This window comes from Limnohabitans sp. T6-5 (genome assembly GCF_003063315.1).
GTDB lineage: Bacteria > Pseudomonadota > Gammaproteobacteria > Burkholderiales > Burkholderiaceae_C > Limnohabitans_A.
Genome location: NZ_NERV01000002.1, coordinates 785,419 through 810,115 on the forward strand (window position 1 = coordinate 785,419; position 24,697 = coordinate 810,115).

The 24,697-nt window shown below is 54.6% G+C and carries 27 protein-coding genes; 8 read left to right on the forward strand and 19 right to left on the reverse strand.

Annotation, left to right across the window (positions count from 1 at the left end):
- The first annotated feature begins 7 nt into the window (after positions 1–7).
- The 4 genes from lspA to B9Z51_RS09430 all read left to right on the forward strand — a co-directional run bounded on the left by lspA (position 8) and on the right by B9Z51_RS09430 (position 2,511).
- Positions 8–517, forward strand: coding sequence for a signal peptidase II (gene lspA, locus B9Z51_RS09415; protein WP_108373947.1), 510 nt, complete (start codon positions 8–10; stop codon positions 515–517).
- 31 nt (positions 518–548) lie between these two features.
- Complete coding sequence (locus B9Z51_RS09420; protein ID WP_108373949.1) at positions 549–983, forward strand: nucleotidyltransferase substrate binding protein; 435 nt, start codon at positions 549–551, stop codon at positions 981–983.
- Between the two features lie 13 nt (positions 984–996).
- Positions 997–1,287, forward strand: a complete 291-nt coding sequence (locus B9Z51_RS09425; RefSeq protein WP_108373951.1) for a nucleotidyltransferase family protein — start codon at positions 997–999, stop codon at positions 1,285–1,287.
- A gap of 69 nt (positions 1,288–1,356) precedes the next feature.
- Positions 1,357–2,511, forward strand: a complete 1,155-nt coding sequence (locus B9Z51_RS09430; RefSeq protein ID WP_108373953.1) for an aminotransferase class V-fold PLP-dependent enzyme — start codon at positions 1,357–1,359, stop codon at positions 2,509–2,511.
- 1,070 nt (positions 2,512–3,581) lie between these two features.
- Here the strand turns inward: B9Z51_RS09430 and B9Z51_RS09435 are convergent.
- Complete coding sequence (locus B9Z51_RS09435; protein ID WP_108373955.1) at positions 3,582–4,565, reverse strand: quinone oxidoreductase; 984 nt, start codon at positions 4,563–4,565, stop codon at positions 3,582–3,584.
- A gap of 121 nt (positions 4,566–4,686) precedes the next feature.
- Here B9Z51_RS09435 and B9Z51_RS09440 point away from each other — a divergent pair, with 121 nt between their 5' ends.
- Positions 4,687–5,586, forward strand: coding sequence for a DMT family transporter (locus B9Z51_RS09440; protein WP_108374911.1), 900 nt, complete (start codon positions 4,687–4,689; stop codon positions 5,584–5,586).
- A gap of 374 nt (positions 5,587–5,960) precedes the next feature.
- Positions 5,961–6,989 carry a UDP-glucose 4-epimerase GalE gene (gene galE, locus B9Z51_RS09445; protein ID WP_108373957.1) on the forward strand — a complete coding sequence of 343 codons (1,029 nt, stop codon included), beginning with the start codon at positions 5,961–5,963 and terminating at the stop codon, positions 6,987–6,989.
- Positions 6,990–7,020: 31 nt separating this feature from the next.
- Here the strand turns inward: galE and B9Z51_RS09450 are convergent, their stop codons facing one another.
- The gene (locus B9Z51_RS09450) at positions 7,021–8,238 is read right to left on the reverse strand and encodes an O-antigen ligase family protein (protein ID WP_108373959.1); all 1,218 of its coding nucleotides are present in this window, start codon (positions 8,236–8,238) and stop codon (positions 7,021–7,023) included.
- Between the two features lie 278 nt (positions 8,239–8,516).
- Here B9Z51_RS09450 and B9Z51_RS09455 point away from each other — a divergent pair, with 278 nt between their 5' ends.
- Together B9Z51_RS09455 and B9Z51_RS09460 are read left to right on the forward strand one after the other, a co-directional pair.
- Positions 8,517–9,722 carry a sugar transferase gene (locus B9Z51_RS09455; RefSeq protein WP_108373961.1) on the forward strand — a complete coding sequence of 402 codons (1,206 nt, stop codon included), beginning with the start codon at positions 8,517–8,519 and terminating at the stop codon, positions 9,720–9,722.
- Positions 9,723–10,670, forward strand: coding sequence for a glycosyltransferase family 2 protein (locus B9Z51_RS09460; RefSeq protein ID WP_108373963.1), 948 nt, complete (start codon positions 9,723–9,725; stop codon positions 10,668–10,670). It abuts the gene before it with no gap.
- Here the strand turns inward: B9Z51_RS09460 and B9Z51_RS09465 are convergent, their stop codons facing one another.
- The 17 genes from B9Z51_RS09465 to B9Z51_RS09545 form a co-directional block, all read right to left on the reverse strand.
- The gene (locus B9Z51_RS09465) at positions 10,671–11,489 is read right to left on the reverse strand and encodes a glycosyltransferase family A protein (RefSeq protein WP_158272862.1); all 819 of its coding nucleotides are present in this window, start codon (positions 11,487–11,489) and stop codon (positions 10,671–10,673) included. It lies immediately after the preceding gene.
- Positions 11,490–11,497: 8 nt separating this feature from the next.
- Positions 11,498–12,325 carry a glycosyltransferase family 2 protein gene (locus tag B9Z51_RS09470; RefSeq protein WP_108373967.1) on the reverse strand — a complete coding sequence of 276 codons (828 nt, stop codon included), beginning with the start codon at positions 12,323–12,325 and terminating at the stop codon, positions 11,498–11,500.
- A complete protein-coding gene (locus B9Z51_RS09475) occupies positions 12,322–13,344 on the reverse strand; it encodes an acyltransferase (RefSeq protein WP_108373969.1) in 1,023 nt (340 codons plus the stop codon). The genes B9Z51_RS09470 and B9Z51_RS09475 overlap by 4 nt, the downstream gene beginning before the upstream one ends.
- Positions 13,344–14,315, reverse strand: coding sequence for a glycosyltransferase family 2 protein (locus tag B9Z51_RS09480; protein ID WP_108373971.1), 972 nt, complete (start codon positions 14,313–14,315; stop codon positions 13,344–13,346). The genes B9Z51_RS09475 and B9Z51_RS09480 overlap by 1 nt, the downstream gene beginning before the upstream one ends.
- Positions 14,312–15,799 (reverse strand): lipopolysaccharide biosynthesis protein, encoded by a 1,488-nt coding sequence (locus B9Z51_RS09485; RefSeq protein ID WP_108373973.1) that lies wholly within the window; start codon positions 15,797–15,799, stop codon positions 14,312–14,314. The genes B9Z51_RS09480 and B9Z51_RS09485 overlap by 4 nt, the downstream gene beginning before the upstream one ends.
- Complete coding sequence (locus B9Z51_RS09490; RefSeq protein ID WP_108373975.1) at positions 15,799–16,374, reverse strand: acyltransferase; 576 nt, start codon at positions 16,372–16,374, stop codon at positions 15,799–15,801. Before B9Z51_RS09490 ends, B9Z51_RS09485 begins: the two co-directional genes overlap by 1 nt.
- Before the next feature lies 1 nt (position 16,375).
- On the reverse strand, positions 16,376–17,485 hold the full coding sequence (locus tag B9Z51_RS09495; RefSeq protein WP_108373977.1) for a DegT/DnrJ/EryC1/StrS aminotransferase family protein: 1,110 nt from the start codon (positions 17,483–17,485) through the stop codon (positions 16,376–16,378).
- A 123-nt stretch (positions 17,486–17,608) separates the two neighbouring features.
- On the reverse strand, positions 17,609–18,610 hold the full coding sequence (locus tag B9Z51_RS09500; protein ID WP_158272863.1) for an O-antigen ligase: 1,002 nt from the start codon (positions 18,608–18,610) through the stop codon (positions 17,609–17,611).
- 224 nt (positions 18,611–18,834) lie between these two features.
- Positions 18,835–20,256: an undecaprenyl-phosphate galactose phosphotransferase WbaP gene (gene wbaP, locus B9Z51_RS09505; RefSeq protein ID WP_108373981.1), complete on the reverse strand. Its 1,422-nt coding sequence runs from the start codon at positions 20,254–20,256 to the stop codon at positions 18,835–18,837.
- A gap of 95 nt (positions 20,257–20,351) precedes the next feature.
- Positions 20,352–20,738, reverse strand: coding sequence for a hypothetical protein (locus B9Z51_RS09510; RefSeq protein WP_108373983.1), 387 nt, complete (start codon positions 20,736–20,738; stop codon positions 20,352–20,354).
- Positions 20,728–21,084, reverse strand: a complete 357-nt coding sequence (locus B9Z51_RS09515; RefSeq protein WP_108373985.1) for a hypothetical protein — start codon at positions 21,082–21,084, stop codon at positions 20,728–20,730. The genes B9Z51_RS09510 and B9Z51_RS09515 overlap by 11 nt, the downstream gene beginning before the upstream one ends.
- Positions 21,085–21,102: 18 nt before the next feature.
- Positions 21,103–21,552, reverse strand: coding sequence for a type II toxin-antitoxin system YhaV family toxin (locus tag B9Z51_RS09520; RefSeq protein ID WP_108373987.1), 450 nt, complete (start codon positions 21,550–21,552; stop codon positions 21,103–21,105).
- The gene (locus B9Z51_RS09525; RefSeq protein WP_108373989.1) at positions 21,552–21,872 is read right to left on the reverse strand and encodes a type II toxin-antitoxin system PrlF family antitoxin; all 321 of its coding nucleotides are present in this window, start codon (positions 21,870–21,872) and stop codon (positions 21,552–21,554) included. The genes B9Z51_RS09520 and B9Z51_RS09525 overlap by 1 nt, the downstream gene beginning before the upstream one ends.
- A gap of 230 nt (positions 21,873–22,102) precedes the next feature.
- Positions 22,103–22,387 (reverse strand): DUF2442 domain-containing protein, encoded by a 285-nt coding sequence (locus tag B9Z51_RS09530; protein WP_108373991.1) that lies wholly within the window; start codon positions 22,385–22,387, stop codon positions 22,103–22,105.
- On the reverse strand, positions 22,384–22,605 hold the full coding sequence (locus B9Z51_RS09535; RefSeq protein ID WP_108373993.1) for a hypothetical protein: 222 nt from the start codon (positions 22,603–22,605) through the stop codon (positions 22,384–22,386). The genes B9Z51_RS09530 and B9Z51_RS09535 overlap by 4 nt, the downstream gene beginning before the upstream one ends.
- Before the next feature lie 65 nt (positions 22,606–22,670).
- Positions 22,671–23,594, reverse strand: coding sequence for a glycosyltransferase family 2 protein (locus B9Z51_RS09540; RefSeq protein WP_233254893.1), 924 nt, complete (start codon positions 23,592–23,594; stop codon positions 22,671–22,673).
- Between the two features lies 1 nt (position 23,595).
- Positions 23,596–24,681, reverse strand: a complete 1,086-nt coding sequence (locus tag B9Z51_RS09545) for a glycosyltransferase (RefSeq protein WP_108373995.1) — start codon at positions 24,679–24,681, stop codon at positions 23,596–23,598.
- Between the last annotated feature and the right edge of the window lie 16 nt (positions 24,682–24,697).

Genomic DNA, 24,697 nt, shown 5'->3' on the forward strand with positions numbered 1-24,697 from the left:
CCAAACCATGGCCAGCTCCAAAAAATTCGCCAAAAGCGGCACCCAACAAGGCCTGATGCTCTGGCTGGGCATTGCCCTGCTGGTGTTGGTCATTGACCAGTTCACCAAAGTGCTGGTGATCAGCGCTTTCCAGCTGGGCGACAGCGTGCGCTGGACCTCGTTTTTCAACTTGGTGCGGGTGCACAACCACGGCGCGGCGTTCTCCTTCCTGGCCGGTGCAGGCGGCTGGCAACGCTGGTTTTTCACCGGCATTGGCGTCGTGGCCACGCTGTTCATGCTGGCCATGCTGCGCTCACACGCCGGGCAAACCCTGTTCAGCCTGGCCATTGCCCTGATTTTGGGCGGCGCCGTGGGCAATGTGGTGGACCGCCTGCTGCACGGCTACGTGGTGGACTTCCTCGACTTTCACTGGGCCGCCTGGCACTTTCCGGCCTTCAACGTGGCCGACAGCGCCATCACCTTGGGCGCTGGCTTGTTGATATTGGATGAGATTTTGAGGGTGCGGCGCGGTCGTTGACCGCACCTGGCTTGCTCGGGACAATGCCCCCATGAACCGTCCACAGCTCGATCTGACACCGCTTCGTCAATCATTGGCCTCGCTTGAAGACGGGCTGGACGTTGTGCGCGAAGCTGCCTGGTTCAACCAGCAAAACGACAAAGTCCGCCACACTTTGATTGCTGGTGTCATTCAAAACTTCGAATTCGTCTATGAAATCAGCACCAAGATGCTGCGTCGCCGCCTGGAAATGGACGCACTGAATCCCAGTGAAGTGGATTTCGCCAACTTCCGCGACGTGCTGCGCATCGCTGCTGAAAAAGGCCTGATCTCAAACGTGCAAGACTGGTTTGGCTACCGTCATATGCGCAACATCACAGCGCACACCTATGACCACCAAAAAGCCCAGCAAGTCTATGAGGGCACCCAAGCCTTCATGATGGATGCACGGCGCTTGCTGGCTCGGCTGGAAGACACCGTTGACTGAGCCTAAACACGGCATGAGCGCCACCGAACTGGCGCTCGTGAAAAACATCCTGGCCACATGGCTGCCCACACAGGAAGTGCGCATGTTTGGATCACGGGCGCGGGGCAAGCCCAAACCCTACTCCGACCTGGACCTGGTCATCATGGGTGAAACGCCGACTCCGCTGAGCACCTTGGGCCAATTGCAAGATGCTTTTGCCAGCAGTGATCTGCCCTGGCGTGTCGACGTGGTGGACTGGGCCACGACCTCGCCAGAGTTTCAAAGCCACATCGCTGAACACAGTATTCTCATCACGCATGAATGAGTGATCGGCCAAGCTGCGTCCAGAACTCATGTAAGCTGGACAACCTGATTTTTTGACTCGGAGACTCCCATGCCCGGATTGCTGCCTCAAATCGACCCCGATGGTCTGCTCGAATTTTCGGTGGTCTACACCGACCGCGCCCTGAACCACATGTCGCAACGCTTTCAAGGCGTGATGACTGACATTTCGGGTCTGCTCAAAAAGGTCTATAGCGCCCACAGCGTGGCGCTGGTGCCCGGCAGCGGCACTTTTGGCATGGAATCTGTCGCCCGCCAGTTCGCCACCGGCCAACACGTCATGGTGATCCGCAACGGCTGGTTCAGCTTCCGCTGGACGCAGATTTTTGACATGGGCCAGATCCCCAAAAGCCACAGCGTGCTCAAGGCTCGGCGCATTGCCGAAGGCTCGCAAGCCGCTTGGGCACCTGCCCCGATTGCCGAAGTGACCGCTGCGATTGCCTCAGAAAAACCCGCTTTGGTATTTGCGCCGCATGTGGAAACCGCAGCCGGCATGATCTTGCCCGACGATTACCTGAAGGCTGTGGCTGACGCCGTTCACGCCGTGGGTGGCTTGCTGGTGCTGGACTGCATCGCCTCGGGCGCCATGTGGGTGGACATGCAAGCCACCGGCGTGGACCTGCTGATCAGCGCACCGCAAAAGGGCTGGAGCAGCTCGCCTTGCTGCGCCATGGTCATGCTGAGCGAACGGGCCCGCCAAGCCATAGACGCCACCACCAGCACCACTTTTGCGATGGATCTCAAAAAGTGGTTGCAAGTGATGGAAACCTACGAAGGCGGTGGCCACATGTACCACACCACCTTGCCCACCGATGCCCTGTTGCGGTTGCGTGATGCGATGGTCGAAACCGACGCTTATGGCTTTGCCAAAGTGCGTGATGAGCAAATCGCTTTGGGCCGCGCTGTGCGCCAGCTGCTGGCTGAGCGAGGATTCCCGAGCGTGGCCGCCTCTGGCTTTGAAGCGCCCGGCGTGGTGGTCAGTTACACGACCGACCCCGACATCCAGTCCAGCAAGAAGTTTCTGGCCGAAGGCTTGCAAACGGCCGCCGGTGTGCCCTTGCAGTGCGACGAGCCCGCCGACTTCCGCACCTTCCGAATGGGCCTGTTTGGCCTGGAAAAGTGGCACAACGTGCAGCGCACGCTGCAACAGTTGCGCGTGGCACTGGACAAAGTCGCGCCCGCTGAAGTGGAAAAATTAGCGGCGTGATGAAGACATGTCGGACTCTGCGAGTGCCGACCTACGGGGGACATGCCATTCGCAGGTCGGTGGTCGAAGAGCCCGACGTTGGCTCGCTTGGCTGTGACGCCTAAACAAGCGATGTCTGTGATTTGAGACATGTCGGACTCTTCGAGTGCCGACCTACGGAGGAAATGCCGTTCGCAGGTCGGTGGTCGAAGACCCCGACGTTGGCTCGCTTGGCTGTGCCGCCTAAACAAGCGATGTCGGTGATTTGAGACATGTCGGACTCTGCGAGTGCCGACCTACGGGGGACATGCCATTCGCAGGTCGGTGGTCGAAGAGCCCGACGTTGGCTCGCTTGGCTGTGACGCCTAAACAAGCGATGTCTGTGATTTGAGACATGTCGGACTCTTCGAGTGCCGACCTACGGAGGAAATGCCGTTCGCAGGTCGGTGGTCGAAGACCCCGACGTTGGCTCGCTTGGCTGTGCCGCCTAAACAAGCGATGTCGGTGATTTGAGACATGTCGGACTCTGCGAGTGCCGACCTACGGGGGACATGCCATTCGCAGGTCGGTGATCGAAGACTCCGGCGTTGGCTCGCTTGGCTGTGCCGCCTAAACAACCTATGTCGGTGATTTGAGACATGTCGGACTCTGCGAGTGCCGACCTACGGAGGACATGCCATTCGCAGGTCGGTGGTCGAAGACTCCGGCGTTGGCTCGCTTGGCTTTGACGCCTAAACAAGCGATGTCGGTGATTTGAGACATGTCGGACTCTGCGAGTGCCGACCTACGGAGGAAATGCCATTCGTAGGTCGGTGGTCGAAGACCCCGACGTTGGATCGCTTGGCTGTGACGCCTAAACAAGCGATGTCTGTGATTTGAGACATGTCGGACTCTTCGAGTGCCGACCTACGGGGGACATGCCATTCGCAGGTCGGTGGTCGAAGACCCCGACGTTGGATCGCTTGGCTGTGCCGCCTAAACAAGCTATGTCGATGATTTGAGACATGTCGGACTCTGCGAGTGCCGACCTACGGGGGACATGCCATTCGCAGGTCGGTGGTCGAAGACCCCGACATGTGCCCGCATTCGTCTTACAAGGTGATGATCGTGCAACCTGTGGTTTTACGGGCTTCCAAAGCGATGTGCGCATCCTGAATTTGCGCCAGCGGGAATGTCTGGTCAATGTGGATTTTGACCTTGCCACTGGTCACCGCTTCAAACAAATCATCGGCCATGGCTTGCGTGTTTTCGCGGGTGGTGATGTGGCTGAACAGGGTCTGACGCGTCACATAGATCGAACCCTTGGGGCCGAGGATACCGGGTGCAAACGGAGCCACCGCGCCGGATGCATTGCCAAAGCTGGCCATCAGGCCAAACGGGGCCAGGCAATCGAGTGACTTGTCCCAAGTGTCCTTGCCCACCGAGTCATAGACCACCTTCACGCCCTTGCCGCCCGTGATCTCTTTGACCTTGGCCTGGAAATCATCGGTCGAATAGTTGATGCAGAACTCTGCGCCATTGGACAAAGCCAATGCGCATTTGGCATCGCTGCCTGCTGTGCCGATCAGGCGCAGACCCAGGGCCTTGGCCCACTGGCAAGCGATCAGGCCCACGCCACCTGCTGCTGCATGAAACAGAACGAAGTCACCGGCTTGCAGTCCGCCCTGTGGCAAGGTGCGCTTGAGCAGGTATTGCGCTGTCAGGCCCTTGAGCATCATGGCCGCGCCAGTCTCGAACGAGATCGCATCGGGCAGCTTGCACACGCACTTGGCGGGCATCACGCGCACTTCGCAATAGCTGCCTGGGGGCTGGCTGGCATACGCTGCGCGATCGCCCACCTTGAGATGCGTCACGCCTTCACCCACAGCTTCGACCACGCCCGACGCTTCCATACCCAGCTTCAGGGGCATGGGCAGGGTGTACAGGCCGCCTCGCTGGTACACGTCGATGAAGTTCAGGCCGATGGCTTTGTGGCGGATGCGGATTTCACCGGGGCCGGGTTCGCCCACATTCACGTCGACCAGTTTCATGACTTCGGGACCGCCGTTTTGATCAATCTGGACTGCAAGGCTCATGGTGTTCTCCTGTAGGGGTAAAGCAAACGATGCGTGACTTTGCCACGAATTGCAGCCCATGACAGACCCCAAGGACAGCTGCGCGACAGGGGGAAAACCCGAATACCGATACAGTCGTCGCATGTCTCAAAAACTCTCTCCGGTCACCGCACTGCTGCTGACCGTCCCCCCCCTTTTGTGGGCGGGCAATGCGGTGGTGGGCCGCATGGTCAGCACCTTGGTGCCCCCCATCACTCTGAACTTTTTGCGCTGGGCACTGGCGTTTGTAATTTTGGTGCCCATGGCCAGCTGGGTGCTGCGCTCAGGCAGTGGGCTATGGTCACACTGGCGCCGCTTTGGCCTGCTCAGTTTGCTGGGCGTGGGCTGCTACAACGCGCTGCAATACTTGGCACTGCAAACCTCCACACCCCTCAACGTGACCTTGGTGGCTGCCAGTGGCCCGGTCTGGACACTGGCCATCGGCACACTGTTTTTTCACACACCCGTGCGCCGGGCGCAGGCCTTGGGTGCGGCGCTGTCCATTTTGGGCGTGACGGTTGTCCTGTCACGGGGCGAACCCGCGCAGCTGATGAATGTGCGCCTGGTCGTGGGGGACTTTTTTATCTTGTTGGCTACGGCTTGTTGGTCAGCCTACAGCTGGCTGCTCAGCCGCAAAGACGAGCCCGACGCCATCCGCCAGGATTGGGCGGCATTCTTGTTGGCGCAAGTGGTGTTTGGTCTGGGCTGGTCCGGGCTGTTTGCCGGGCTCGAATGGAGCCTGACCGATGCCCACATCACTTGGGGATGGCCCCTGATCGCCACACTGGGCTTTGTGGCCGTGGGGCCAGCGGTGCTGGCTTACCGCTGCTGGGGCCTGGGTGTACAACAGGCTGGGCCTGCCATGGCGGGCTTCTTTGCCAACCTCACCCCGCTGTTTGCCGCCATCCTGTCAGCTGCCTTTCTGGGCGAGTTGCCCCATGCGTACCACGCACTGGCCTTTGCGCTGATCATTGCCGGGATCTGGGTGTCGTCGCGGCGGTGATAACCGCCCCATCAGCCTCGACAAAACACCACAACAGATCAGCCCATGTCGGGGTCTTCGACCACCGACCTACGAAAGGCACGTCCCGCAGGTCGGCACTCGCAGAGTTCGTCATGTATGCGCGCACAAGCATCACCAGCACAGGCCATGCTCACCTTTCGGCAACCAAACGTCGGGGTCTTCGACCACCGACCTACGAAAGGCAGCCACCGTAGGTCGGCACTCGCAGAGTCCGACATTTCTCAAATCACCGACATTGCTTGTTCCGGCGTCACAGTCAAGCGAGCCAACGTCGGGGTCTTCGACCACCGACCTACAAGAGACCACAAGCAAGTAGCATGACTTGTTCAAACAGGGCGTTATCATTGAAAAATATGAACGCACTCGCCTCTCCATCCAAAATTCTCATCACCGGCGGCGCAGGCTATATCGGCTCACACACCGCGGTCGAACTCATGAATGCGGGCCACCATGTGGTTATCGTGGACAACCTGTGCAACAGCAGCATTCGGGTGCTGGACCGGCTCACAGCGCTGTGCGGTGACAAATTCAGTTTTGTCCAAGCCGACGTGCGCGACGGCGCGGCACTTGACAGCGTGTTTGCCCAACACCCCATCAGCGGCGTCATTCACTTCGCGGGCCTCAAAGCCGTGGGCGAGTCTGTGGCACAACCCGTGCGCTACTTTGACAACAACATCGGCAGCACCTTGGCCCTGCTGCAAGCCATGGAACGCGCCCATGTGCGGCGCATCGTGTTCAGCTCATCGGCCACCGTCTACGGCGACCCTGAGCAAGTCCCCATCACCGAATCGAGCCCGCTGCAAGTCACCAACCCCTACGGCCGCACTAAGCTCATATGCGAAGACATCCTGCGCGACCTGCAAACCGCCGACCCGCGATGGCATGTGGCCATCCTGCGCTACTTCAACCCCGTGGGCGCCCACATCAGCGGCACCATCGGTGAACACCCCAACGGCATCCCCAACAACCTCATGCCCTTCATCACCCAGGTGGCCGTGGGCAAACGCGAATTTTTGAGCATCTTTGGCCAGGACTACCCCACACCCGATGGCACCGGCGTGCGCGACTACATCCATGTGGTGGACCTGGCCCAAGGCCATCTGGCCGCGCTGCGCTACCTGCAAGACCAACAAGCCAGCATCACCGTCAACCTGGGCACAGGCCGAGGCGTCAGCGTAAAAGAACTGGCCGACACTTTTGCTCGGGTGACCGGCGTGCCAGTGCCCTACCAGTTTGCAGCCCGCCGCCCGGGCGATGTGGCCTCGTGCTATGCAGACACCCGCCTGGCCCAGCAAGCCTTGGGCTGGAAAGCCGAGCTGGGCGTGGACCGCATGTGCGCCGATGCCTGGCGCTGGCAATCGCAAAATCCGAACGGGTATTGATCACGCCTGTCAGAGCAAATGTGAGCGGTCATCAGCGCCGCTGACGCAGCTGCAACCACAGCCAAGCGGAGGCCACAACAAACACGCCATTGGCCTCCCCGTAAATCAGGGCTGCACTGAAAACACCTTCAATGGCATAAGCACCCAACAAACCCAAGGCCAACAAGGCCAACTCGCGATCAGTGCGCCAAGGCTTGATCACCATTTGGCGCACCGCATAGACCACCGCCGAGCCCAACAAACCCAACCACACCAGTCCACCCTCCACCAAGGTTTGCAAAATTTCGGAGTGGAAATGGCGATGCCCAAAGACATCCTCGCCTGGTGCACCATAAGCCTGCATCAAGTAAGGCCGTGCACCTGCACTCATGCCCAACCAAGGATGGTCCATGAAACCCAGCCACCCCACCCGGTACATCTCCAGGCGAGCCCCCCAAGAACTCAACACCACCTGAGGGTCTTTGCCGCGCAGCGCAAAGTAATTCGACAACTCTGCAAAGCCGGTGGCGAACTTTTCCCATCGCAAATAAACCATCAGGCCGACCAAGGCCAACATGCCCAAAAGCACCAGCGACAAACGCACAAACGTCAAACGACTGCGTAAGCGATAAACCAATACCGTTGCGGTCACCACCAACAAACCCAGCAACTCCAAGCGCCGAGTCGACGCAATGATCACCACCCAAGCCGACACAAAAGCCAAAATTTTCAACACACCGTCGGAAGAAGCCAAATTGCCACCGGGTCGCGACAAAGCCAGAAGATTCCAGGTCCCCAAAAACAGCGTCATTTGAGCCAATACACCCACATTGGATGACCCCGCATCCTCAAAAGGCAGCCAACGCTCACCACTCAATTTGAAAACCAGAAACCACGCCGCCACGACCACCAAACCGGCGGCCACAGCCCGCTCCACATCCTTCTGATCCGCCCCACACCGATGCAAGCCCAACAAAACCAGCGGCCACAACAAAAAATGCAAATGCCACAAAGCATTGTTCAGAGCCAACCCTGACAGATCAGCCCACAACATCGACAAACACTTGAACAAAAAGACTGACGCAAAAGCCAAACTCAAACGGCTATCCACAGAACGCCACTGAAAACTGCGCAACCCCGCTGCACCCGGCGCGCGCCGTTGAACAAGGACGACAAAGCCCAGCAAAGCCAGTATCAAAACCCCCAGTTCGGTGTCACCAGGAATCAGAATGACGCCCAGAAAATACAGCAGCGGTAAAAATTTCAGCATCAAACTACTCAAAAAAATGGGTTTGATAGAGCATATCAGCCGATATCTTTACGAACTGATGAGAACTGAGAAAATCTAGCTGCTCGACAATAGGGCTCTTGTCAAGAACACAATCCCCCTTTGGAGGACTGACCCCAAAACACTTTTGGGTACTTTAAAATCTGGCGTCCCACACACCAACATCTTTCGTGAACACACCGCCCCATCGAAACAATTTGGCTTCGTCCCAAGCAAGACGGCAAAACCGTCATTTACTTGGCGCTATCGGTGGTGCACTCATGCTGGTTCCTGCTTATATTTTTGGGCAATTGCTCGAAAGTCTTGGTTGGGTCACGCCCTTGTTTGCCCAAACGGTCATCTTGTGCATCTTTCCCTATGCCCTGGCAGCCCATCTGCTTTACCGGTCCGTGCACATGCCCGCCGCAGAGCAACGCACGCTGCTACTGATCAACACCGTCACCCCCTACTTGCTGATGGTGCTCACCTTTGCGCTGCTGCAAAAACCCTATGCCCGAAGCGCCGTTCTGCTGGTCGCCCTGCTCACCACCTTCTGGTTTTGGCTGGTCGAGCGCTACTTCCAACAACAAGACAAACTCCAACTCATCTGCCTGGACGAACTCACGACCCAAGAGCTGACGCAACACCTTGACGACGACAGCGCACTGCTTGACCAACACATCGCCCTGGTCAACTGGAACGACGCCGACGACATGCCCCCCGCCAGCGATGGCGCCCTCGTCAGCGAATCGCACCAACTCAACGAGCGCCAAAAACAACAACTGGCCACCATCAAACTCAAGCACATCCGCTTGTACAGCGTGGCGGCGGTGGCCGAATCACTGACCGGGCGCAAAAGCACCCTCACCTTGAGCAACCCCCTGTGGCAACCCGACGGCAACCCCGCCTACGACAGCTTCAAGCGCCTGGTCGACCTCATCATCGTTATCGGACTGGCCCCCGCCTGGATTCCCCTGGGCATGCTGGTGGCCATCGCCATCAAACTGGACTCCAAAGGCTCAGCCCTCTACAGCCAAATGCGCACGGGCCTGCATGGTCGGCCCTTTCGCATCTGGAAATTCCGCACCATGGTCGAGCAAAAAAATGCTGCCGCCCAATTCGCGCAAGCCAACGACAAACGCATTACACGGCTGGGCCACTTCCTGCGCAAAAGCCGACTGGACGAAATCCCCCAACTGGCCAACGTGATCATGGGCCACATGAGCCTGATCGGCCCACGCCCGGAACAACACACCTTCGTCAATGAATTCGCCATCAGCATCCCCAGCTACCCCTATCGGCACCTGGTTCGGCCCGGCATCACTGGCTGGGCACAAGTCATGCAAGGCTACGCAGCCACAGAAGAAGAAACCGCCGTCAAACTCAGCTACGACCTTTACTACGTCAGCCACTACTCCCTGGCGCTTGACCTGCTGATCGTCGTCAAAACCATCAAAACCATATTGACTGGACATGGTGCACGATAAATGCAAAGTCAAACAACTGTTCACATCCTGCTGGCGAGCTATCAAGGCGCAAGATTCATATTGGAACAGCTCGATTCCTTTGCAAACCAAACCCACACCAAGTGGACACTGACAGTCAGTGATGATGGTTCAAACGATGGGACGCAAGACATCGTCCTGAATTTCAAAAAAAAGGTCACGCAGGCTGTTGCCCTCATCAAGGGACCACGCCAAGGCAGCACTGCAAATTTTTTAAGCTTGCTAAGGAATGTCCAAGACATCCAACCCAATGACTTGATCGCCTTTAGTGATCAAGACGATGTCTGGATGCCCAACAAGTTAGCGCGGGCGGCTCAATACTTTGATGACCTTTTCCAAAACCAGGGCAACCAGCAATTACCTCACTTGTATTGCACACGTACTCAACTCGTTGACGAAAATCTTCAAGTCATAAGGCTGGGGAAACACCCCAGGAAGCCATTGAATTTTTGTAACGCATTGCTGGAGAACGTAGCAGCAGGCAACACCATCGTCTTCACGCCTGCACTGCAAAAATTGCTTCTGCAAATTAATCCAGTCGATGCCATTTGGCACGACTGGACGACCTACATTCTGGCAACTGCATGTGGAGGTACGGTGCACTTTGACGACAAGCCCAGTCTGCTGTATCGCCAACATGGGGGCAATGTGTTCGGCAGTAACTTCGGCGTCAAAGCCAGTTTGCACAGACTACAAGAACTTGGATCTGGAACATACAGACGGTGGAATGAAGCCAACATCAGAGCCCTGAACGCCATCAAACATGAAATGAATGAGTCATCAACCCATGTCCTCGACATGTTTGTCCAAATGCGTGAACATCCCAACCCTTGGACACGCTTGAGCAAAACCATAAAAAGTGGGATCAGCAGACAGCAATACAGCGCACAAGCTGCAATTATGGTGGGCGTATTGTTCAAACTTGTTTGATTAAAGTCTGCGCCCATACCCAAGAAAAAATTTGGCGAATCTACGGAGATTAAGCAGCAACAAGCGTCTGACAAACTTCAAAGCCACCCAAATCCAAAGCAAGATCAGCTCATGCAAAGACAGTTTTTTTGAGCTGAACAATTGCCCATAATTACCCCAGTCAGCGCTAGACATAGCCCAAACCTGCCCGCTCAACCCGGCGACGCCAACCAAAGGTTTATGAATATTGACCAAGGGTAAATCAAGCTTGACCACCTGTAAGTTGTCGGAAACGATATCCATCCAAAGCAAGTGATCTTCCATGTGCCGACGATCCTGCCGAAAGCGGTGCGGCACATCTGAACGCAGCATGACCGACGGCGTCACAAATGGATTGCTAATCAGCACCGCCCACTTGCCGATGCTGACGAACTTTTCATGTAACGCATTGATGGACGCGGATATAGGCCCAATCACATGCGCATGTCCAGAGAGCGCTATGTCGGGATGTGCTTGCATGAATGCAAACTGCCATTCCAATTTTCGAGGATGCCATGAGTCATCCGCATCTAAAAAAGCAATGTACCGCCCCTTCGCAAGTGACCAGCCTTCATTCCGTGCGTGCCCCGCACCACCGTTCACACTCAAACTGACCACCCTCACCCATTGTGGGTGCCGATCGCGAATACGCCGCAAACACAACGCGGTCTCGGCATCAGGACTCGCATCGTTCACCAAAATCAGCTCCAAAGGTTTTTGCGTCTGATCAGCTACCGACTGAACGGCGCGCTCAATCGTCTGTGCACAGCGGTAGCAAGGCACCACAACAGAAACATCCACGGTCCTAGTCATGCCTTACCTACCCCCCTGAAGAAAGCACGCAACCGCATCCAGTCACCGCGCAAAACCCTTTTACTGACACGCAAGACAATCATCAAAGCTACAGAGACATAAGGCATCGGTGCGTGTCGCCGTAAAAAACGAATAGCCGAGCACGTGGCGTACTCAATCAGCAATGGGCTTTCCAAACCCAAACTCGCGGACTGCTTGTGCCAGACCTTGGATTGCTCCGCGACAGCAAGTTGCCAGCCAGCCCGTCTAAGACGGAAACCCAAGTCTGTGTCTTCCCAGTACATAAAAAACGTCTGCTCATCAAAGAACCCTACGTCACGCACGGCATCAACTCTGAGCAACATTGATGCTCCAGACACAAAATCAACTGGCCCTGGCGTCAATCGATGATGCGACTGTCCCAACCACCGGTTAACCAACCCACCGCCCCAAAGCTGAACACGATCGGGCTCATCCATTTCATAAATCACCGATCCGACTGCGCCTACGCAAGGTGAAGCCTCTGCCAACTCTGCCATTCTCGATAACGCATCAGGCGCAACACGCGTGTCGCTGTTGATCAACCAGATGTATTCAAGCCCAGCCTCCAAGGCCTTGCGCATACCCACGTTACAGCCGCCACCAAAACCCAAGTTGGCGCCAGACTGAAGCACCTCCAGATCAGGAAACGATGCCTCAATGCGTGAAACTGAATCGTCAGACGAAGCGTTGTCCACCACAAAGATCCGGTAATCGGGGTAATCGATTTTTTTGAGCGAATGAATGCAAGCGATCGTGTCACGCCAGCCATTCCAGTTCAGTACAACAACAGCAACAGCCTTCATGAAGCGACAGGACCTTTCGGCTTCCAACGCAAAGCCAACTTCTCAATGCAGTGCCATGAACCATATGCCAAAACCAAAGTGATCAATGTGGACAAACACAAATGCACCATGAAGGGTTCATGCGGCAAAAGATAAATCAAAGTCTGTTGCACTGGAAACGCATAGATATACACCCCATAAGACACGTCACCCAAACGATGCAACAAAGCGCCACCCCATGACCCCAGCATGGCCAAATGAACCGCCATACCCGCAATCAACATCAAAGCAGAACGCTCCAGCCCCCGATCAGTAGTCCCAGCAAACAGCCCCAACGCCAAAAGCAATACACACCAAACCGACCAATGCCAACGCTTACCCTGATTGACAGTCCAACGGTATTCGCCGTATGCAGCCCCCCACCAAAAAAGCGCCATCACCTCTAACTCCGGTTTAGCCACCCCATGCTTGAACCAAAACCAAGTGGATAAAACCACCATGAGCAACACACCAATGGCCACACGCCAAGGCCAAGCACGCCATTTGGACCAACCCCAAATGCCCACCAACAAATAGGATAAAAATTCAGCGGGCAAGGTCCACAACGACCCATTCACCGCTCTTAAAGCATTGCCCTCAAAAATACCTGCCAAGTTGTATTTGATCTGCAGCAGACCGTTCAGCAAATACTGACGTGTCTCATGTGCGCCAAAATAATCAGACAAAGTCAAAGTGGTCAACACCGGGCCAAGCACCAGGACCGACAACAGCACAACAACCCATAAAGCAGGGAAGATACGCAACGCTCGACGCGCCAGATATCTACCCCAATGGGGGTCTCTACGCCAACTTCCCCAAACCAAACTGCCGCTCAAAAAGAAAAAAACGGCAACACCTGCACCGCCAAATTTATTGAGTCCTAAAAAAGATGGCTCAGGCAAACCCAGCAAAGCATATTGGTGGCTGAAGAGCACCAGCCATGCAGCAAGAAGGCGCAACAAATCAAGCGAGTTTGGGGAGTGAGTAGAACCCATATTCATCAACGTGGATGCAGCACGCGCACCAAAGGCGCCGCTACCTTTCGTCCTAAAGCCGCAAACGACAAACTGACCAACCGCCCCAGAGCAAAACGCCACCCACGCCAATACACCAGCCTAAACTCAACCGGAAAGACCGCTGATATCTCCTTCGACCAATGCTGCGACCAAGCCCAACGACCTTTGATCAAAAACTCACTGGCAGCCATACCCCAATAATGGGCCAATGCATTGCACCGCACTGCATGCGTGACCTCAGGACACTGCAACACAGAAACCATGGCATCCCAATACCACTGCTGCACCTTCCCGGGGGTACGTTGCACCATCGATTGCGGCGTCGCCCAACGGTAGGCCACAAAAGCACCTGGCAACATGAAAAGATCCCCCTTGCGAGCCAAGTGCAAATGCATCTTGTAATCAATGAAAGCGCCTTCAAAACCCAACAACACGTCTTTGTATTGACTGCGGTAAACCATCGAACTGTGATTCAGAAAGTTCCCGCCCGCCAGCATGAAAGCCAAGTCAAAGCGCTTCGGCCCCACCGCAGAAAAAAGCATCCGCAACGACAAATCATCTTCAACCACCAACGCATTGGTATAGCAAGCCGCAAGATCTGGCTGTTCCCGCAGCACCTTCAGCTGGGCAAGCAATTTACCTGGCAGCCAAAAATCATCGCCATCCAGATGCGCGATGAACTCCCCCCGTGCACGCGAAATCAAGAACTGGTAGTTGGCCGAAGCCCCCAAATTTTGTGGATGTCGGAAGTACTGAATACACCCCGGAAACGCCACAGACAAACGCTGCACGATCTCGGGCGTCAAAGGCGAATCACCATCATCACCGATCAAAATTTCCAGAGTCACCTCATGCGCTTGCGCCAACACGCTGCGCACACAGGTCTCTATGTATTCATCTTGACGGAAAGTGGCAATGCAAACCGACAACATGGGAACACTGTGCAACTGATTCATGCCAACTCCTCTGTGCGTTCACGCCAGCGCAAAACCAGCACATTCAAACCAAGTAAAGTGCCTCCGGCAAAGACAGCCCATGCCAACGCGCCCCATCGGCTCTGCGGCAGAGGCAACCACAGCCACAACGCGATCGCACCGAGCAACGCTGGCGCTGAAGACAAAGTGATATCTCGCCAAAGCCACCGCAGATGCTGACCCGGCCAATAACGCCTGTGCACCACCCCGCCCCAGAAAGCACCAAAACAAAAATTCAGAATCAACCAAACTATTGCTGTTCCCAGCCCCCCCCAAATCGGCGCAACCAGCCACACAGAAGGCACCAGAACCAGCAACATCAGGGCATTGCCCCACACATGCAAGCGCATCTGGCCCAAGGCGTACTGCAAGTAATAAGGAAACGCCGCCAAACATGCAAATCCATAACCCAAGGCATACAAAGCCAACACACCAGACATCTTGCCTGCGATGGCATGTTGTCCTGTCCAGGCCAACAACACAGGCTCCGCCAACACCGCCAAAGTCAATGCCCCCCCCAAACCCATTGCACTCATCCAACGTGTGCTCCGACGGTATAAGGCCATCATTTCAACGCTTTGCCCTTTGGCATGCAAAACCGCCAACCTTGGCATCAAGGCCTGGCTCAGCGCCCCACTCAAAACCATGACCCCGCTGGCCAGTACTACAGCCAGAGAAAACAAACCATAGTCTGCCAGCGGCAACAGACCCGAAAGCAACAGCTTGTCTGCTTGATTGACCAACACCCACACGCTGGACGCAAAGGCCAAAGACAAGCCCATACCCAAGACCGGCCGCACCGAGCGCAAAGACCATGCCAAAGGGTTCGGGGCGGCAGGCAAAACCGCATGTGTCCAGATCACCAAGACCAAGGTCTCCAGCAAAGCTGCAAACAGCTGGAAATCAAAAAAAACTTGTACCGTTGCCCCCCAATAAGCCATTGCAGCCAACACGCCAAGATAACGGACACACGCCATCACCACCGTAACGGCGGCCAAGCCGACTTGTCGATCAGTCCCGGTGAGAAAGCCCCTGTACAAACCCGCCACCCAGCGCAACACCACCGCCATGGCCATGGCACGCAAAGCCCACAAAACTTCATCAGCCAACAAAGATTGGCGCTGCAACCAATGTGCCTCAGCCCAAGGCGCCAAGCTCCACAACAAAATGGCACCCAACACAGCCAAGCCACCAAAGACCAAGCCCATGCCACGGAACAACTGCCGAAAAGCCTGAGCACTCATGGCCCCAGCATGAAAGCGGCTTGATTCACGCGCCAATGTAGGCGTCAAGCCCATGTCCAACAAATTGAACCAAGCCTGCAGCGTGGCAAACAACCCGACCAAGCCATAAGCCTCAGCCCCTAGCCAACGCAAATAAACCGGCACCAACAAAATGGCCAGCGCAGTGACAAAGACCTGACTAAGGGTATTGGCCAAAAACGTGGCCTTGAGGGAAATACCCATCAGCCTTTGACCATTTTTGATGCGAGAAAAGCAGACTCTTTAACCAGTAAATCACGGCTACGGCTCTTCAAGCGCTTGAGTGGATGACCCGCATACAGTCCAAACGCCTCGCATGAAGAGCGCACTAGGCTCAAAGCACCAATAGCCACCCCCTCATATAAATTGACACCAGGCAAGATCACACTACCCGACCCCACAATAACGTGGCGCCCCAACACCACATCAGCGTGCTCCACGCCCGTGAATTGTTCAGGCACAGTTGGGTTGGTCATGCTATGCCCAGAATAGTCGTCACTGCTTGAATAGATGGAAACGCGCGAGGACAAATTGCAAAAGTCATCCAACTCAATCCGACCTGCTCCAATCAAGGAAGAATAAACTGCAACATGCACATGCCGACCAATGACGATGCCACCCGCGCCCGCAGACAACACACAAAAATCATCAATGCGGCTGTGATCACCAATCGAGATACGGCTCAAACCATAAAAGCTGGCTCGATCAGAAATTTGAGCACCCTCACCCACATAAGCGAAGCCCATGGAGTCAATCTGCTCTCGGTTGAGCATTGCCATATCAGGCACTCTTGATCAAATCCACCACCCGTTGCTGCTGTTCTGCAGTCAGCGCAGGGTAGATCGGCAGGCACAGCACTTGGTCTGCAGCACGGGCGGCCACGGGCAAGTTATCGCGGCCAGCAGATGGCAACCCACGGTACATCGGGAAGTCAGAAATCAAAGGATAGAAATAGCGACGGGCGTTCACACCGTTGACCTTGAGGTGCTCATACAAAGCATCGCGAGAGACCTTGAACTCAGGCGTCACCAGTACTGGAAAGTAGGAATGGTTTGACACCGTCTGATTGCCTTTGGGCAAAATTTGCAAGCCTGGCACATCCGCCAATTGAGCACGGTAAACCGCATCCACCTCTGCACGTCGCCGCATGACCGTGTCCATGTGCTTGAGCTGAAGCAAGCCGAATGCCGCATTGACTTCACTCATCTTGCCATTGATGCCCGGAGCCACGACAGTCACTTCATCCACAAAACCAAAGTTCTTCAGGTGATCAATACGTTGCTTGGTTTTGGCATCTGGGCAAACGATCGCGCCACCTTCAAAAGTATTGAACACCTTGGTGGCGTGAAAGCTCAGCACCGACAAGTCGCCATGACGCAAGATGCTGCCGCCCTCGTCCTCGACACCAAAAGCATGACAAGCGTCATAAATCACACGCAAGTTGTAGTTATCAGCGATCTTTTGGATTGCCTGCACGTCGCAAGGATTGCCATAGCAATGCACCGCCAGGATGGCTGTCGTCTGCGGCGTGATCGCGGCTTCGATGCGTGCTGGGTCCATATTGAGCGTGTGGGGCTCCACATCTACAAATACGGGTCTGTTGCCATGCCAGAGCAAAGAGTGAGATGTCGCAACAAAGGAATACGGCGTAGTGATGACATCGCCTGTCACGCGCAAGGCCTGCAGTGCCGTGATCAGCCCCAGAGTCCCGTTAGAAAAAAGTGCAACTTGCTCAACGCCCAAATGCGACCTCAGCGCCTGCTCTAGCTGCTGATGAAAAGCGCCACCATTGGTCAAAATCTTGTTGTCCCAAATAGACTGAAGGTAGGGAATGAACTCCTCCAGCGGTGGCAAATAAGGCTGGGTAACAAAAACAGGCTGGGTAAGCATAGTTATTCAAATAAAAAGGCCGCCCGCCGAGCTGGCAGCAGTCGAGCTTATTTTAAAGCGCATAAAAAAAGGCGACCCTTGTCGCCTTTTTTTCCTGATTACGCACAGAATCTCTAAGAATTATCAATTCACGCTTTTACGAATCTGCAACCACAACCACGCCGAAGCCACCACAAACATGGCATTGGCTTCACCGTACGTCAAAGCGGCACTGAAAGCGCCTTCAATCATGTAGCCCAAGTACAGCGCAAGAGCCAACAACGCGGGCTCTCTCGCAACTGACCAAGCCTTGATGATGAGCAAGCGGATTGAATGCACCATGACGCTGACCATCAGCACCAAGCCCAACAAACCACCCTCGATCAAGGTTTGAAGCAATTGCGAATGGAAATGGCGGTGCCCAAAATCTTGGCGCGACAAAATGTTGTACTCGGTCAACAAATAGGGCCGAACACCAGCACTCATGCCCAAGATCGGATGGTCCAAAAATCCCATAATGCCGACTCTGTACATCTCCAGACGGGCGCCCCAGGACGACAAAACAACCTCTGGACGGAGTTCTCGCTCGGCAAAATATTGGCTCAACTCACTGAAGCCCAACAAGAATTTTTCTCGCCGGACATAAACCAGCGCCGCAGCCACCGCCACAAACACAAGCAAGGCCAAAACAAGGCGAAGCGTTGACACTTTGCTGCGAAAGCGAATCAGCAAAAACAGGGGCAGCAACATCAAGTAGCCAAGCAACTCCAAACGCCTGCCCGAAGCAATCAACACCACAGGTGCAGCGCATACCCCCAAGACATGCCACATGCGATCCGTGCCGCCAGCCTCTACGGGCCTCGTCAAGGCCAGCAACATCCAAATGCCCAACACCAATGTTTCCTGCGCCAATATCCCTGGATGTGTTGTCCCCGCATCCTCAAACGCCAGCCAGGGCCATCCCGTAGCAGCCCCCACCAAAAACCAAAGCGCCACAATCATCAAGGACAAACTGATGCCTCGATCAATGTATTTTTGCAACGCACCACACTTATGCAAACCCAGCAATGCCAGTGGCCACAGCAAAAAATGAACATGCCACAAGGCATTGCGCAGCGCTAAACCGGGCTCATTGGCCCACAACATGGTCAACACTTTAAAAAGAAACACAGACGTAAAAGCCAAAGCCAACGATGTGTCTGCTGCCGTGCCCCATTTGAAAGACTCACGCGCCTCAGGGCGAAGCACAACACCAAGCCCCAAGAGCGACAAGCACAGCAAGCCTACCTCTGCCATGCCTGGAATCAGGATCAAGCCAAAGAAATAAAGGGGTGGAAACCAGAACAACATCGTTTGCATCAAATTCGCCCTCAATAGGCCCCATTGCGACTAAAAACCACCCGGAACGTTTTGAACAAAATCGCAATGTCGTACCACAGCGACCAATTCTTGACGTACCACGTATCCAGATACACCCGAGTGTCATAGTCCACATCATTGCGACCACTGACTTGCCAAAGACCTGTCATTCCCGGTCGCACCATCAAAAAATAATCCACATCATCACCATAACGCGCCAACTCTGCACGGATGACAGGGCGCGGCCCCACCAGACTCATCTCGCCCCGGATCACATTGAACAACTGCGGCAACTCATCCAAACTGGTGCGGCGCAAAAACTGACCAATGGGCGTGATGCGTGGATCATTGCGAAGCTTGAACTCACGCTCCCACTCGGCCCGAGCGGCAGGGTCGTTGGCCAGCAATTCACGCAAGCGCTCTTCGGCATCCACCTGCATGGTGCGGAACTTGAAGCACGGAAACACCTTCCCCGATTGCCCCACCCGCTTGTGCGCAAAAATGGCCGGGCCTCCATCGCGCCTGATTCGCAAGGAGATGTAGAGCAATGGCAAAGCTCCAACCAACAGCAGCACCAGGGCAGCCACCAAGTCAAACACGCGCTTAAGCAAACGTGCAGGCCAATAACGTAAGTTGTTGCGCAGCTTGAGCATGGCCACTTCGTGAGAAAAGAAATACGAAATGTCGGTGCCAAACAAAGGCACACCGCGCATGGCAGGCACCACGCTCACGTCTTCGGCCTTCCAGCGGGCCAGCATGCGCAGCAGGTCTTCGCGCAAATCGTTTTGGCCATGCTCCAGCGCCAGCACAAACTGCACCCCCGGCACTTTGGCCCACTGGGCCAGCTGCGCGGCGGCATCAGCGGATGCATGGGCCATGTCCACAAAACCCACCACCGTAAAGCCCAAAGTCGGCTCGCTTTGCAATGCGGCCACGGCCTCTTGCGCATTGGGGCCATTGCCCACAATCAGCGTGGGCCGCTGCCACACCTCCAGGCGCCGCATGAAGGTCCGCGCCAAACTGCGCAGCACCGGCACAAACACCGCCGCCAAAGGCCACACCAGCGCCCACCATAGGCGCGACGAATTCCAACGCGTCAGGGCCAGCACAGCCAAATCCAACACCGCCAACACCAAGAAAACCTGCAGCGTCTCGCCCAGCTCAGTCCAAAAAGGCTTGCGGTCGCTGTAATGCCTAAAGCGCACTAAAAAGAACACCAGGCCCAGCCCCACCACGGCCAACCAAGCCCAATAGCGCTGAATGTCTTGCGTCACCAGCCAATGCTTCTCAAGCGAATCACTCCACGCATCAGCCAGCACCGCCGCCATCAAGCCCGACCACAACATGGCGGCCACATCGGCTGCCAACAACACGCCCTTGGTCAGGCGAATCTGCAGTGGGCTCAGGCGACGCCAGTTTTCAATGAGATGCATGGAACATAGAAAAGAGATGAACCCATCGAAAAAAATGGCCGGTTAAGCCGACCATTGAAAAATTTTGGTTTTGGGTTGACAACCATCCGATGTAGTCAAGGCTTTTTGTCCTGAGAACGTTTCCCACCGACAAAGGCTACAACCAGACCTACCAAAGTTGCACCACCAATCACTGAGGCAACCAACTGCTTATCGTTTAGAGCCAAGTAAGTTGCTAACCCTAAACCGAGGACCGCTATCACCAACGCGAAAATCAAACCAGCCATGCGCTCCACAAAAACCAGGGTGTTCACGCGCGTCATTTCTCGTCTGCGGTGTTCCGACTCCAACTGGGTCTGATCAAAGACCCAATCTACCCTTCCAGGCGCAATCTGTTGAAGACGTTCAATTTGCTCAACAGGCAGCAGCGGAGAATCTGTTGTGGTGTGTGACACGGCAACCTCACCTTGCCGAGCATGAAGACGAGTTTGCTTACCGGCCATGCTCCTTGAGCTCCCTGTTTGCGATCTTTTTTAAATCTTTTGAAACCACATCAAAATCACCTGCCACACGCTGCCAGTCACGACGCCCATCCCCACGCTGAGGCAATACATAGCCTTGGTTCATTGCAAATGGATTGTGCAGAGCATGGCTAGCCTTGACCAAGGCTCGCAAAAGCAAATCAGCCATCGCATTTTCCTTGTAAGTGGTTAAGCTCCATCTTCCGAATTCTAACAAGACCAGTCGAATTAACCCCAAAACCCATTGTCCATGCTGCACCAGCGCTTGAACCACAAAGGCCAACGATACTCCAAACGCCCCAGAAGATGACCGATCTATTTTGCTCATGAAGCAACAGTGTCGCCATCAATTCCATTGCGCTTTACTGCCCGACAAGAGTGCACCCCAATCGTCTGGTGGGTGACCTCGCCCCAGCATGCGCTGAAAGACGGCGTATGGATCATTTTTGCTGCCCGACGAACGCAAAGTCATTTCGTCATTGACCCAGGCAAAAATGATCACGCGAGACTTTGAGTCAAAACGAAAAAACAAACGAAATCGTCGGCCAATTTTGGCGCGGCGCCAATGCCGGTAATCGGCCCCCATCGTATTGCCCTGCCGATATTCTTCACGATTGGGGTCACTGGGGACTGACTCCAAAATTAACCTGGAGAGTGCCGAGAACAACCTCACGTTGGCATTGGACTCGTCGCCCTGCGGGTCTTGCGATTGAGCACGCTGCGCCGCTGCTTGCAACTTCTTAAGTTGCTCGATCAAACAATCGTGAAAGAGCAGGTTCCAACCGTGACTTTGCATTACAACTCGACATCACCTTCGATGTCCGAGTCCAGATCGCCAGCAAGAGGCAAACTGGCCAGCATGGACTGCGCCAAATCTTCCGGCAAACCCGATATGTGGCGGCCGTTTTGAATATCTGACAATAACAGTGCGAGAAAACTGCCAATGGCTGGGTCCTCATGAAAACCGCTGTCGGCCCGTGTCACCACAATCTGCGTCCCCTGCAGATCAAACGCCACCGATCCGCCAGAGCCCACTCCCAAAGCATTGCGAATGGCCTTGGGCAGCGTGATCTGGCCTTTGCTGGTGATGGTGGCTACTTCATGAAGTGTCAACATGTCTGGCTCCTGTATAGGCTTCGATGGTAAGGAATATTCCTTACCACGTCAATCACTGCTCTTGACAGCTCATCCCCAGTACCCCTTGTGCATGCTGCACCAGCGCTTGAACCACAAAGGCCAACGAGACTCCAAACGCCCCAGGCGGTAACTTACACGCATTCAGCATGAGCGGCAGACTTAAAAAAGGCCGGTACAACCGGCCGCATCAGTGAGAAGAATCTTTTGCTTCATGCCGCAGCCAAATGCACACCATGGTGCAGAAAGGTGTTGTTATAAAGATCCATGATCGGAAAACACAAATCATAGTCACCCCAAACCAATTCACCATGGCGCAACTCAAATTGTGCAAATCGATCAGGATCGAGGAATGCCCGCACCTCAGGATGGTGAGATGAAACCAAAAAAGGTTTGAAATCAACCGTTTGCTGCTTCCCATCATCAAACGTCAACGCAATTCGATACCCATCCATCAAGATGGCATCCATGATGTTCAAGGTCATATTGGTGTTCATTTGATTCTCCGTGAAATGGTCTCTGATTGAACTGGTTTGTTCAACACAAAGAAGTCAATCCATTTGTCAACTATAGCGCCTGCGCGCGATTCCACCAACTCTTCAAAGTAACGCTGCTGAGCAGTCGGCAATGGTGCACGCCCCGCCATATGAGAATAGGTTATCTGCTGCACAATCCCGTTGACCACGACACCAAAATAATCGTAAAGCTTGGGCATCTTAAAACGAGAACCCCACCTGATTGCGCTGCAGAGCTGCCTCCACCATCATCTGGCTCAACGGCTCATCCCCAGTACCCCTTGTGCATGCTGCACCAGCGCTTGAACCACAAAGGCCAACGAGACTCCAAACGACCCAGGCGGTAACCGATCAGCTTGGCCGCCGTGCGCACCAGCGCTGACGGAATCCACCACGGTGCATGGCCCCACAGATAGGCCAGCTCGGATCGCACAAAGCGCAAACCCTCGCCGCCGGCAGAACCGAACTCGGCCAAAATCCAAGGGCTGCGTGCATGAAAGACGCCGGTGTCGAAATACCGACGGAACTCTTGCATCACGCTGTAATTGTGCGAATGGTGGGCACAGGCATCGGCCACATAAGCCACCGATTTGCCCGCCATGAGCAAACGGGCCGCGACCGACATGTCTTCGCCCAAAATGACATCTGACGGGAAGCCCCCCACCGCCTGTAGATCGGCCACACGGTAAGCCGCAAACGAATTGGACAAGAAACAAGCCTTGAGGCCCAAATGGGATTTGTCGGCCAAGCTGACACTGCGCGAATGGCTGGGGTAGTTGAAAAAACGCGCATGGGCAGCCACTGGAGTGGCGTTGGCATGCGGCAATTGGCGACCATAAGCACATGCTACGGCAGGGTCAGAAAACACCGACACCAAGCGAGACAAAGCCTGCGGATCAACCAGCAGAGCGTCTTGCGTCATGAAGACCACCACATCAAGATCTGATGGCAAATGCGTCATGGCCAGATTGCGTGTGCTGCCGTGGTTGAAGTCTGAAGCCGCAATCTGCAGCCAACCAAAGCCTGCGGGCAGACTGGTAAAGTCAGTGCCATCGCTGGAACTGGAGTCCACCACCAAGCCATGTACCGGAGCCAACATCGCTGCCTGCTGCATGCTCAAAGCAGTTAAGCACAATGGCCAGAAATCGCCAGGATTGTGAGTAGGGATAACAACGCCAACACTCAGCATCTCACAACTTAGTGTCCATTTGTTCAAAGATTTTTTTCTGTTCTGCTAACCAGCCAGCGTAGCGATCAGCCCACAAGTTACTTGCACGCTCAGCTGCTTGATAAAACGCCAGCGAATCATTGTGATACTTGTGGTACCAAGCCTCTAATGATTCAAGACCATCATCGACAACCCAACCGGTCTGATTCATCAACACGTCCTGGGCATAGGGAGTATTCGCCGACATAAGCACTGGTAGGCCCAATGCTAGATGTTCAAAATATTTGTTTGGTGAAGCAAACTTATGAAGTGGCTTGCTTGCGTAGTAGAGCGAGCAATAAGCATCAACATCAGACACCAGAGAAGGTAAATCAGCTGGTGTGAACGCACCTACAAAATTGATTCGTGAACAAGCGCTGGCCTTATTAGCGATTGCTCTGGACAATGGACCACGGCCACCAATGACTAATCTCGTATTAGCATGCCTTGATACAAGTGTCATCAAGTCCTCTAGTCCGCGATGCGATTCCAACGTTCCGAAATATCCAAAAGTCAAAGAATTGTTATCCCCCTTCGTTTGAATAAAGTTACGGTTACATGTACGAATCCTTATATCTGGAACATTTTCAACGACCAAAGCATGTGGCGGCATTTGATCGAAAAAAAGTGCAAACCTGGAAGCATGTGGTGACGTCACAAGATCTGCTTTGCGCATGTAAAAGCGTTCTATCCAGCGCCAAAGAAATTTGAATGGCACTGGTTTGGCCAAGTAAAATGGGTCAGCTACATCAAAGTGTATTCTCGCACCACGCAACTTCGCAGCCCAAAAACCCGTGATGATTGTTTCAAGGTCTATGCATAAAAGCGTATCCCCCCGCCTCAAGTTTTTCCACGCATAGAAAAAACACAAAACAATAAATATCGGATATGAAACAACAAAGCTGAAAAATCCAGCCTTGGGACGATGCTGAATAATATTTGTTGCTCGATATTCAGGAGCACGACTACCCCAGCTCCCCCATAGAACCTTCTGCGAGGAATATATTGCTGCCCATCTCAAAGCTCTTGAATCAGCACCAACTGGCAACGCGCGCAAAATCAATAGCATGAATATTAATTACGCA